The sequence below is a fragment of the Virgibacillus sp. DJP39 genome, from assembly GCF_049310925.1.
GTDB lineage: Bacteria > Bacillota > Bacilli > Bacillales > Amphibacillaceae > Virgibacillus_F.
The window spans coordinates 1-12,007 of the sequence record NZ_JBMERP010000092.1; the positions used below are offsets into that span (position 1 = coordinate 1).

13 protein-coding genes and 1 riboswitch are annotated in these 12,007 nt (G+C 35.1%); of the genes, 1 reads left to right on the plus strand and 12 read right to left on the minus strand.

Annotated features, from left to right (window positions below):
• Nucleotides 1-148 precede the first annotated feature (148 nt).
• The 8 genes from ACOI1D_RS18905 to ACOI1D_RS18940 form a co-directional block, all read right to left on the minus strand.
• The gene (locus tag ACOI1D_RS18905) at nucleotides 149-538 is read right to left on the minus strand and encodes a DUF6979 family protein (RefSeq protein ID WP_422503451.1); all 390 of its coding nucleotides are present in this window, start codon (nucleotides 536-538) and stop codon (nucleotides 149-151) included.
• 115 nt (nucleotides 539-653) lie between these two features.
• Entirely contained in the window at nucleotides 654-1,859 is a 1,206-nt protein-coding gene (locus tag ACOI1D_RS18910) for an McrC family protein (protein ID WP_422503452.1), read from the minus strand.
• On the minus strand, nucleotides 1,852-4,419 hold the full coding sequence (locus ACOI1D_RS18915; protein ID WP_422503454.1) for an McrB family protein: 2,568 nt from the start codon (nucleotides 4,417-4,419) through the stop codon (nucleotides 1,852-1,854). Before ACOI1D_RS18915 ends, ACOI1D_RS18910 begins: the two co-directional genes overlap by 8 nt.
• Nucleotides 4,420-4,481: 62 nt before the next feature.
• A complete protein-coding gene (locus tag ACOI1D_RS18920; RefSeq protein ID WP_422503456.1) occupies nucleotides 4,482-5,336 on the minus strand; it encodes a hypothetical protein in 855 nt (284 codons plus the stop codon).
• Nucleotides 5,337-5,468: 132 nt separating this feature from the next.
• A complete protein-coding gene (locus ACOI1D_RS18925; RefSeq protein WP_422503458.1) occupies nucleotides 5,469-6,368 on the minus strand; it encodes a glycerol kinase in 900 nt (299 codons plus the stop codon).
• Between the two features lie 817 nt (nucleotides 6,369-7,185).
• Nucleotides 7,186-7,395, minus strand: a complete 210-nt coding sequence (locus ACOI1D_RS18930; protein WP_422503459.1) for a hypothetical protein — start codon at nucleotides 7,393-7,395, stop codon at nucleotides 7,186-7,188.
• Between the two features lie 70 nt (nucleotides 7,396-7,465).
• Nucleotides 7,466-7,813, minus strand: coding sequence for a hypothetical protein (locus ACOI1D_RS18935; protein ID WP_422503460.1), 348 nt, complete (start codon nucleotides 7,811-7,813; stop codon nucleotides 7,466-7,468).
• 108 nt (nucleotides 7,814-7,921) lie between these two features.
• On the minus strand, nucleotides 7,922-8,818 hold the full coding sequence (locus ACOI1D_RS18940) for a hypothetical protein (RefSeq protein ID WP_422503461.1): 897 nt from the start codon (nucleotides 8,816-8,818) through the stop codon (nucleotides 7,922-7,924).
• A gap of 181 nt (nucleotides 8,819-8,999) precedes the next feature.
• Here ACOI1D_RS18940 and ACOI1D_RS18945 point away from each other — a divergent pair, with 181 nt between their 5' ends.
• The gene (locus tag ACOI1D_RS18945) at nucleotides 9,000-9,440 is read left to right on the plus strand and encodes a hypothetical protein (protein WP_422503462.1); all 441 of its coding nucleotides are present in this window, start codon (nucleotides 9,000-9,002) and stop codon (nucleotides 9,438-9,440) included.
• Between the two features lie 97 nt (nucleotides 9,441-9,537).
• On the opposite strand, the gene ACOI1D_RS18950 is transcribed toward ACOI1D_RS18945, so the two are convergent.
• From ACOI1D_RS18950 to ACOI1D_RS18965, 4 genes are all read right to left on the minus strand, one after another.
• Nucleotides 9,538-10,434: an HNH endonuclease gene (locus ACOI1D_RS18950; RefSeq protein ID WP_422503463.1), complete on the minus strand. Its 897-nt coding sequence runs from the start codon at nucleotides 10,432-10,434 to the stop codon at nucleotides 9,538-9,540.
• Between the two features lie 48 nt (nucleotides 10,435-10,482).
• Complete coding sequence (locus ACOI1D_RS18955; protein ID WP_422503465.1) at nucleotides 10,483-10,641, minus strand: hypothetical protein; 159 nt, start codon at nucleotides 10,639-10,641, stop codon at nucleotides 10,483-10,485.
• Nucleotides 10,642-10,711: 70 nt separating this feature from the next.
• Nucleotides 10,712-10,794, minus strand: a riboswitch (cyclic di-GMP riboswitch).
• Nucleotides 10,795-10,964: 170 nt separating this feature from the next.
• Nucleotides 10,965-11,315 carry a DUF4064 domain-containing protein gene (locus tag ACOI1D_RS18960; protein WP_422503468.1) on the minus strand — a complete coding sequence of 117 codons (351 nt, stop codon included), beginning with the start codon at nucleotides 11,313-11,315 and terminating at the stop codon, nucleotides 10,965-10,967.
• Nucleotides 11,316-11,336: 21 nt separating this feature from the next.
• Nucleotides 11,337-11,912: a DUF4352 domain-containing protein gene (locus tag ACOI1D_RS18965; protein WP_422503466.1), complete on the minus strand. Its 576-nt coding sequence runs from the start codon at nucleotides 11,910-11,912 to the stop codon at nucleotides 11,337-11,339.
• Nucleotides 11,913-12,007: the final 95 nt, after the last annotated feature.

Below are 12,007 nucleotides of genomic sequence, written 5' to 3' on the forward strand. Positions count from 1 at the left end.
AACTTAAATAAAGATAGGAACCTCCACGAATTTTCGTGAAGGTTCCTATCTTTATAAAAATCATTTTCGATAAAACCCTGTGGCAAACTACAGAGATCATATTTACACTTGATTTTGAATCATAAGTTTTTCTTTAAAAATTATTTTTCTATCTTATTAAATCATTTTCCCAAAGAGAAATTACAACATCCATTTGTGAGTTTGGTTTCTTTATTTCCCCTTCTAATACTTTGTCCCACAATTGCTTTGCGTCATTTGAAAGAGATGGTTGTTTTTTAAGTAATTGGATAGCTTTAATTCCATAATCCTTATTTTTTGATCCTTTGCGTGTTGAATAATTCCCCGGTTTAACTTCTGATATAAATCCCTCTTCACATAAGCCTAAAAAGGTACTTTTGGGACAGGCTTTTCTTTGGCTAGAGGTCCCCTCCCCAAATATTTCTGTAGTTGCACTTTGCCATGCAACAATTGGGTTCTCTTCTCTATTGATTTTTATCAGATTAACGGCTTTTAGTGCAGCTTGTCCATATTTACCCATTTTAGGTTACCGCCTTCTACAATATTGCTCGCTTGTTTAAAAAATCAAGTCCCTTTCACCATGACAATACACTAAATTCTAAAAGTATGTTAGTTACCCCTAGGTGTCATCAACTTCATAATAATATTTCTTCTAATTCCTTCACGGTATTCCAGTAATCATCTATTCTTACCGCTTTCATTTCAATAGTCTTATCTGTATTAACTATCTCCCATACTGGATGTTCTTCTTCTTGCTCTTGTTTCGGATAAAGCAAAATGCATCGGCTAACATCTTTATAAGTTTTGACATATGCATACATTTGGTATAGATCACTTTGCACATACTTACTTCTACCGTTAACGGTTGCACTTTTCCACTTCGTATCGAGAATAAGTTCATCTTTAACAACAAAATCTGGCTTTAATAATATATTTCCACGTCCACTTTTTTTGTTTCTTAACAGTCTTTTTTCTGCATGCTGGCTGATCACTTCATCATTACTGTACACCTGTCGTAAAGCTACCTCAATGTATTTTTCAAACAACACATTCATAGGAAATAAAAAAGAGAATGATGATACTTGGTTACCTTTACTATATATGGATGCACGTTCAATAATTAGTTTAGCGAACAAAGTTGCATCACGGAATCGTTCATTTTGACGATTAAGCTTAATACTATTTTGATTTAGTGACCCAATGTCTACTAAATCAACGCTTTCCAAATAGGACAAGCAACGCTCCAGAGAAAGTTTTAATGAATGTTGATTAGCATATTTTTTTACAATAAATAAAGCTGCTTTAAATAACTGATTCAAGGAGTTATTTTCTGTGTGTTCATCATATGAGCAATACACTTTTGTCTTTTGAAATGTATTTACACGAATATGCTTAGTGAGCTCAAGTTTCCCCCGCATCATCTGTAAATTCTCTTCATGAGGTTGATAAGTTTTATACATCCCTCTTTTTAATTCATTAAGCAACCTTTCTAAAAATGCTGTAACAAATGCTGGAAGCAATTCTCCCTTTGATTCACCGTTCTGTACCTTATCAGAAAATGAAACAGGTAAGAATTCTGTGATGGAAAGCATTTTTAACAATGCTTTCCGATCATCCTCTTTTGTAATAGATATCTTCGGTACAATTTCATAACGTACTTCTGAACATTGAATTACACCAACATAATTTATAAAGCGTAGCTGTCTATACCTTATATCCAACACCTGACCATTAGGATATTTTGCATCCATATATCGAATAAGTTCATCGTATTGTTCTTCCGTGACATCATTACCTGTTATCCAGTCATACGATTCACGAACGACAATTGTTTTATTCATAAACCGCAACTAACTCCTGTATTGATAGCTTTCGTTTAACTCTATAAAGTGCTGGAATGTGATAGGAAGGTCTTTGGCTAAACAATTCATTAATTTTGACTTCCTCTTTATAAACTATATAGGAATCCTCTCTTGATTTACCTATTCCACCTAAAACAAGCCCGATTTTCTCCCAATCATCATAAAAGTATTCTTGTAGAAGTGGTATGATCTTCGTCTGTACAATAGAAATTACTTCCTCATCTGAGGTTGCATTAATAAAATAGGCATGTCCTATCATATGATCCCGATCATAAAGTACTTCAATACGCCTATTCATTATAGAGAGCATTGATCGAACATCAATATTTTCACCTATTGACTCAAGAAGTTCATGATCTGGGGCCATTTCTTTAAATACAAAGCGTCGACGTAGCGCAGAATCCAATAAAGCAATCGAGCGGTCTGCTGTGTTCATAGTCCCAACAAGATACAAATTGGGTGGCAATGTAAACTTCTCTTTTGAATACGGTAATTCTACGATTAATTCGTTACTCTCTGTAAGTCGTTTATCCTCTTCTAAAAGAGTAAGCAACTCTCCAAAGATTTTTGAGATATTGGCACGGTTCATTTCATCAATGATTATGACATGCTTCTTAGCTCTCGAAAAATCAAATGCCTTCTTTTTTTCCAGAGCCTTTAACACAACTGCCTTTTTCTCGTTCCCTTCCACTTCAATTTTTTCACCGTCAGATTCTTCTTCCAACTCATTCATAATCCAATTAAGTACAGACCAGTATCTGGATTGATTTGAACCGCCGATTGCTTCACGAATAAACATTATGCTGTTTCGCCAATCGGTTTTATGTAACTGAATATATCGATAGATTCTTATTAAACGATCTTTTGACACGATGGAGTTCGTCTTTGTATCATCACTTGTAACTACTAAATTTCCATTTGTGGATATGTGCGAAATATAAACGGTTGTTCCCGTCTTGGATTGAAATTGAATACTTTGCTTTAATCCATTTTTCACTAAATCTTCATATAACTGTTCAAACCGTATTTCTTTTGAGTAATCATTGTTGCTTAAACCTTGAATTCCATCATACATTGCTTCAATTGCAGCCCTCTTCAGTATCCCGTCAGCTGGAAGAAAGTTACCTTCTCCATCTGATTTCAAACCTTCTATAAAATCTTCGTAGGCATAAGATTGATGAAACGTTATGAGATTAATTCTTCTCTCTGCTGTTAAACGAGAAAATTCTTGTTTCAGCGCTTCACGTCCATCCACTTGAAGTTCATCATATGTCTTTTTATCGATTAACTCAAGAGCTAAATCAACAACATGATAGGACTTTCCAGTTCCAGGTGGACCGTAAAATACGTGGTTTTTTGGAGAATTGTCAATTTCCTGTTCTATTATTTCAACTTTGTCTTTCCCTCGTTTCATAAATACAGTACTAATTGTATTATTATCTCTTACTTGATTAATAGTACTGCGATATCCTCCATAAGCAAGATCTCTTTCATCCTTATCAATCCATTCAACAGGTAAGTTATGCCCATAAACATCAGAGTATTCGTATCCTTCATATGCATCTTTCAAAAGTCTTCCCACTGCACTTACTCGTAGTACGGACCGAATTCTACCTGCACTTTTTCTTGTGAACGTTGATTTTAAAGCAACAAGGTCCCCTTCTTTCATTGAAAAAAAGTGTTTCAATGCTTTTTGTCCAGCTGTTGTTTCTTCTTTTGCTTCAATGAATTCCTCAAGGTCATCATCTTTTATATGTTCATGAAGATCTTGACGTAGGAACCCCACCCCGATACAACTATTTTGCAAGAATTCGTTTACCATAGATCCTTCATCTTCATATGTGTGTCCCACTAACCAATACCCTTTATCCTTATCGATTTCATTATTTCTTTCAGAAAATGTGTCCCAAATAAATACTCCTATTTTTTCATTAGACCAATCAGAAAACACACTATCCCCTTTTAGCAGATTTATTACTTCATGGTTTAAAGCAATTGAATTTTGGGGTGTTAGTATTTCCTCTCTCACATTTAATTCCTTACCTAGTTCAATTAAAATTGGTGGTGAATAAATGTTAAAGAACTTTTCAGGGACATAAATGTTTACTATTTTTAATAGAACCATATTAAATAATGGTAAGTTTAGGCTGTTAAAATCTGAAATACGTCCTTCTTCAGCAAGTTCAATTGCTTTAATTATTCCTGTCTTTAAAGCTTTAAATTCTTCTTGCAACTGATCACCTTGTAACACAATTTTTTGTTTGCCATATCCTTTACAATACTCACCCGATTGAGCACGATAAATGCCAAACTTCGATGAATTTCCTCCGCCAATTCCGGCTAATATATGCTTTCTTTCAAGCCAGTATATAAAGCTATCCTTCGTTTTTGTATCCGCGTAATCATCAATAGTCATATCCTTTAAGGATTCAAACGGAAACCGCTTAATAAATTTCTTACGTCCCGTTTCTTTTTCTTCCAACATTTGATAATCCACTTTATATTCGAGTGCTTTTTCCTTTAAAGTATCAATCTTCATTTGTAATAACCCCATTTCCAGCATATTTCTCACAGATCATTTCAATCAATATTAATTTAAAATCATACTCCTTCATCTCGACTTTTTTCAACATAACTACCTAACCGCCACTGATTCCATGAATTATTAAGCCTACCCGGTTTAACACATAAGTCACTAATTATTGTCTCCTCGTTAACATGTGACAGTGGAAGATCTACCCCTTTTTCATAAATGAAGTTTGCAATCCATCTTCGTGCAGGCTGAATTCCATTTATCTTTTCGACCAAACGTTTTTTAGTCCCATTCGAAAAAACGATATCAACAGTATAGCTCTTTGTTTCCTTACTTCCAGTTATAATGAAATATAATTCACCTTCCCGACTACGCCCACCAATTATCGCTTTTGGCATTCCTGACGAGGGTCTCTTAGATTTAAACAAATAACTTATAGATATGAACTCATCAATTAAAAACTTTTGTACCTCAGTAGCTTCACCTCTTATTTCTTCTAAAGTATCAATTACATTTTCCCAGCGAAACTTATGAGTTCCTTTGTAATTTACAAGTTTCCTTTTGTGTGCAGAAAGTTGTGCTTCATCAAGTGACCCTCTAATTTTAAATTCAAATAATAATGTAAAGTTATTTCCGTAAATCCAAGCATCTGGAATCGAATCCATATTGTTTTCTAGCTCATTCTGAACTGCACTCTCGTATGGTGCAATCCCTATTATGTATTCGTGCGGTTTAGATGATTGTGTTGAGGTCCTAGAGAAAAGTTCTATACTGATACTTCTATAATCAAACTCTTTTGATTGTGTTTCAATAAGTCTATTTATAAAGGCAGGAACTAGGGAGTACGAATTAGATAATAATATATTCATCAAGATATTGGTAAAGTGATCCTCTTCCATTTTTCTATAAGTAAACAAGTTCACGATTAATCACCTCACATAGAGTTTATAAATTTCCTACTCTTTTATGATCATTTACTTTGTACAATTAGTTCCCCCTATTAGTAGCACATTGAACTGATTCAGTTAATTTAACCAAAAAGCGCTTACGTTTTCTTAATAAGCCTGTATCCCAAACTTCAACAACTTCTTAGGCAATATATCATCCAGATTTTGAATATCTGCATCCTGCAACTCTATCAGGTTAAATCCGTATTTCTCGTAAATTCGTAATTTTTCTTGCTTCCTCTTTGCGTATTTCGGATCATTTTCTAATCCCCAGTACTCTATGTATACTTTGCCAACCGGTAAGTAAAAGTCTGTATAGACATCTTCTTCAATTGGTAGCTTCCTTTCATATGCATGGACAATCTCAGACATGTACAACCAGTTATCTATAAGCATTTCTGCTCTTGATCGTACATAATGTCCATCAGCTGATCTGTGTTTCGCCTCATATTTATCCCTAAATCCAAGCGAATTCGTCTCAGTGGTAGTTGGAGTTTCTTGAACTAGTGGTGCATTTCCCTGCAGTTCATTGATTGTTTCTACTAATCTCTTATTTGTTAAGATGCTTTCAGGCCAGTTCACATATGGTACACCGGTTCTATCATATTCAAGTTGTTTTCCACCAATGCTCAAACCAAGCTTGGTTACTGTCCATCCCTTAACAGATTTTTGCACTAACCCTAGCTCAGATAGAATTGGATTCATTTTAAGTTTGGATACACCAAAATGGCTACTTAATGCAGTAGCGTTTAACAGTTTTTCATTACTTGATTTAAATAGATCATTTGTTTTTATGTTTTCATCCCAGGCTATGTATTCTCCAACTTTTGGATGTTTCTTTATAATGCCGCCATTTTTTTTACCTTTATCAGTCAATACCCAGTTATCACTAATTCTTTCAATTAATCCACTATTTAGGAAAACCTGAAATACTTCCTTAACATTCATCTTTAATTCCTTTGACAGCGCTGTTGTAGAAATGTATTTGTTTTTATTCTTTGTAAACATTGTGACCACCCTTTTTGAAAATGCTATTCTGTCTTACGAATCGTTTCTAGAACATCAATTGCCGTAAAATTCAATTTCATATGTTTTTTCTTAATTTTATCACATTTCGTTGAATAGTAGAGATGAATAATAGAAAAATTGACGTTTTTTAGAGATGAAAAAAGTATTCATTAATCCATTTATTAATGGAAAAACGAATACTTTTTCTACAGTTATTTCTACCTCAATCAAGAGTTTAATTATAAGCAGGCAACAACATGATCCCCACACCCCAACCGAAATAACTGGCATCAGATGACTAATTACTACTAAAAACCTTCCAGCAGTTCAATTGATTTAGATTCTTTCGCCAGAAGAATAATCATTTTATCCATTTTGACATGATATGCATACAAGAATACCAAGATTATAAAGCCCAGGACCCACACGTTCCAATGCAAAATGAAATTTAGCAATATGGGAACAAGTAAAAGGACGCCGCAAATCAATAGTAGGCGGAGCAATTTCTCTATCACAACAAAATAAAATTGCCTGTCACCCGAAACTATTTAGAATAGTTCCGGGTGATAGGCACGGGTTTTAAAGGCATTAAAAGCTACTATATTTATTTATAAAAACTTTTAATACTTTTGTATCAACATCTATACAGCTTTTCAAACTAATATCTAGTTTGTATTTTAATTTCTTTATAGCCTCTTCCACAACCTGTCCAATACGAAGAAATTTGTGCCACGTGCCTGATTGTTGAATAACATTTTTGCATTGTATGATTGTACTGTGCAATTAAAACACAGAAAATAGCTTTCTTTCTTTTGTATTAATAATCATTATCAATACCACTTAGAGCTTCTCGAGCAATCGACATGTTAATATCGAATTCTGTAACCACTTGAGGCTCCCCTTTTATTTCATGATCAACTTTCACACTAACTCCAGTCTTTTCGCTTATTTCCTTAGCTAGTTCTTTTGCTCTACTAATTAGTTGAACCTCCATGTCCTTAACCTTGTTCAAAAGTAACTTTTTCACCTTTTTAGCTTCCTCACTGTTCTTTATATGTTTTAAGTCACATAGAGACGATAACTACTAACGTAACCGTCTATTTATTATCCTTATTAATAGCGTCAAACATTTTAGCTGGGGGTAATTTTCCTAATTCAACATTCCTTGCTAGTTTAGACCTCGCGCGTCCACGAACAAACACATCCGCATCATGGTCGTTAAAGCCCTTTTCCAAAATTAAATATTGATACAATTTTTTACAAGGAGAAATAAGAAACTTCTCATTTTGGAAGGCATTCATTGCTCGCTCGCGGTCGATATCACATATCTTCATCAAAACGCGCAGAATTTCATCATCCTTTACCTTTGCTTCATACAGCGCGGCAGTCACAAGCTTTATCTCATCATTCCTAATTTGACGTTCTTCTAAAGGTCCTAAATACATGTTCATTCCCTCCTACAAATATCATCAATGTAATCAAGGTTAAAAAACAATATACTCATAAATACTTCTTTAGATTACAGTGATACAAAATTATTAACTATAGAACTTTTATCTCGATGAAGATTCTTTATTGTATGCGTATAACAAAAACAATATAACCCCTATCCCCCCAAGCGAAATAACTGGCAGCAGATGACTAATTACTACTAAAATAACAAAACCAAAACTCAAACCTTCTCTTAGATGAATTGATTCAGATTCTTTGGCCAGTAGAATAATTGTTTTGTCCATTTTGACATGATATGTATACAAGAATACCAAGATTATAAAGCCTAACTGAAAAGGGGCCCACGCGTTCCAATGCAAAATGAAATAAAGCAATATGGGAACAAGTAAAAGAACGCCGCCTATTGCCATCCAATTGAAATATGTCCGCTTATAACTCCGCAGATTCCACGGCAGCACTTCAACTATGTCCGAGTGAAAGCGATTATAAAACAGATTGGCACACAGAGCTGCATAAACATGAATGGCATCTGCCATACCGAGGTAGTAAATCCAGTCCTCTAAAAATTGAAACACTACTAACATCAACATTAAAGCACCAATTACCTGTACAATCACGCCCATGTTTTTGCCAAAATAAAGCTGCCAAAGTCTAGTGTAGATAGAATTGGTATTAGAAAAAGAACGCCTTCGTCTTGCAGAGTTTTGCAAAATGCTATAGGTTTTTTTCTTTTTTAATTTTGTATTAGATGCTACGGAGACCACCATCATATTCCAAATATGATAATCATTGATTTCAGTTACCTTCTCCCAATTAACTCCCTTGAATATACGTGGCAAGATAACAATATGTGCAAGGATAATTAACACAAGTTGCACCAGCCCAATCAGTTCTTGTCCCAACATAAATGCGATGAAATTACTTAATATGAAAAGCAATAAATAACCAGATTTTACCCAAAATCGTTGTTGAAATAGTTTCCATTGTGGTACAACCATTACCAAATCGTATATAGCAAATAGGGCAAGATACGCAACAATTAATGAACTGGAAATTGGCGTAACTAATATAAAACTTCCTGTTGATTGTAAAGTTGGAGAACTACTAAACTATAAACTAGAAGTAACAGATTCAACGCGAAGTGCGCCTTTTCTAGAATCGTTTGTAATAGAAGCAGGTGTGAAAGTTACTAAAAGCACTGGTGGAGCATCCACATCAAAAAATAAAAGTAAGATGCTTGCCCCACCCGAAGTAAAAGAAATAACCAAGGATCAGTGGGAAAGATATGACATGGAGAAAAAAGGCGCCCTCCGTGTATATGATGGCGGAGATGGCATCTATGATTTCTTTGTTAATGTTGATAATGGACATTTGCTTGCTGAGATTAGTTCGATCAACGACAGTGAGCAAATTGAAATGATTAAATCACAATACAAAATTGGCATATCCCTAATCGGTTTAGCAACCCTTCATCATTACCTTGGTACAGAAAAAGAAGATGACATTGAGGATTTAGATATGTCCAAGGTGGTTTATGATACAACGAAAATCATTTCACCCATTTTTCTTCCGATGATTAAGAGTGTTGGGGAGCTTAGTTTAGATACGACAAAAGCTTGAGTTTGGGGACTCAAGCTTTCAGCAACTTAATTCATTTAATATGTCTATATCACTACGGAAAATCGTCATATTATTAGGACTTGAACTAACTAATTCGTTAACGGTATTCACTTCCCCCGCCCCATAGTGTGCGGCCACCTGTATGTCCAGTTTGTTCATGAGTTTCTTCATTTACTAGTTGGATAACACCTGGTTCTTCGTTATGATGCCATGTATAACCTTCAGGTGTTTCTCCGTTTGCTAAAGCTTGTACATCGGCTTGTGATAAGCCTAATTCATTGGCCAGGTGTGGCTCTTCTTGAATAGCTTGATAGAATGTTTCATTCGCCACATTAAAATGCATGTCGTCACTTTCCAGGTACAAATCTTCCGCGATTACAACAGTAAACTTAGAATCAAATACTGGGAATGTCCCTTCTATGACTTCTCCACTCTGTAATTCAACTGTTTTTTCCACGAAAGGAACTCCTGTGTCTAGATGTTCAGTACCATTAAGATGATCATTTCTAGTTTCCAAGTCCTCCGCCTGTACTGCGTCTGCTCCATCCACCAGATCAATTACTCCGATTGCCAGACCAGATACCGCAACAACCTTACCTAAATTTTTCAATCCGTCGATGGTCTGCTTCCTATCCCCTGTCCGGAATCCTTCATATGTAGTTCCAACATTGTTAGCGGTATATTTAAGTGCAGATCCGACTCCTTTGACCGTTTTCCCTGTAGAGTCTTTTAAATCATGAATGCCTTTTTGTTTGTAATACTCGTCCTTTTTAATTGCCCCATATGTACCTTGAACTGCTCCATCTACAAATTGTCCCGCGTTATCTAATGCGATTGTAGAAGCAGACTGGACGTTTCCACCAACATCCTCTAACCATTCCCCCGTGCCTTTCCATTTTTTTCCGACTGCTTTACCAGTAATTTTGGTCGCACCGCCAATTATACCTCCGCCTACTGTCCCTATCCCGTTACCTATATTACGAAATACTTTCATAGCAAAATTCCCCATTCATTCTAGTTTCGTTCGAGCAGTTAAGCGATATTACATATAGTCCCCGCGATGATCATCTGCAGGGTCCCAATCCCATGCTGGATCATAGCTTCTTTCTTCAGTTTCGTGGGATTCTCTTTCCCATATATCCTCTTCATACAAGTCACTATCCTCAAAGTATTCCCTGTCGTTTGGTCCTAAATCTTTCATTATTCATCCTCTTTTCTATTATTAAAAACAAAAAAAACCACCTAAAAAATAAAGGTAGTTACCCAGAAATATAGGTAACCCAGCCGTCATAGTTTACACGTTAGACCTGTGGCTTTGCGTCTTCATTTTTCAATGAATTTGCCTTTATCTAGTTATTTTGTTTTCAGATTACTGGGTATATTATACTATAAATCTATTCAGGAAAATAGTACCATTCACTCACTAACTAATTTAATTTCTTTAGCTAATAAACAAGTGCCTGTCACTCAAACCACCAAATAAAACAGCCTTTGCAATTGCAAAGGCTGTTTTATAATTATTAATTATGCTACTTTTTCAGCCTTGTCCTTTTTACTTTTAACTACTAATCCCATAATACCTGCGATGATTAAAAGCAATCCAGAAAGAATGTAGAACAATGAAACACTTATAAAGCCCCAAATACCTGCAACTAGCATCATTGTTCCACCAACTTTCGGCTTAAACTTAACAACTACTGAACCAATGATGCCCACAATCGATGCTAGTAATGCTGAAACTCCCAAACTACTAATGCTACTTGCTGTCTCACTTACTGCCTCATCAACTGCACCTACAAACATTGCAATAATTGCTGCTGCTATCCCAAATATTCCACCTATTAGTCCTAAAACAAATTCTGTAGTTCTCATTATTAAATCCCCTTCTACTTACTATTATTTACTTGCTAAATTAACCTTGACACTTTTATCAGAAAACATGTTATCTTTCATCAGTAAAATTAAATCCTTATTGGTACTATCAGCAGGAACTTGAAAAACCATAGTACCTGAGACATTTCCTCCTGGAATAAGCTCACCTGAATCTAAATGAGTCTCCTCATCTATCATAGAGAAAGCTTGATCTGTAATCTGACCTTGAGCATTTTGCATGCTGTAATTAAAAGGATTATAGGAGATATTTTTATCACCTTTATTCTTAATATCAACTGTTACCACCATATACTCTTTTCCTTTATCAGGAGTATCATATTCTGTACCTTGAGACCTCTCAACCCCAGTAACTGTCAAAACCTTGCCCTCTTTCTTAATGCTATCTCCAACTGCAAACACTTTATCTGTGACTTTTTCTTCCTTTTTCTTGTCTGCTGTTTCCTTATCTGCTGAGCTACTTTCTGTGGATGCCTCTGTACTCTCAGGTTCTACCTTTTCAGGTTCTGAGTTTTCTGCACTGCAACCTACTAATCCTGCTGACAAAATTCCTACCATTGCAACTACTACTAATTTATTCAAATTAAATACTCTCCCTAATTATAATTTTATGACAAATTACTACTCTAACAAAGATTACAATTTTTTACTTTAAATGTCAATAAATTGTAATATAT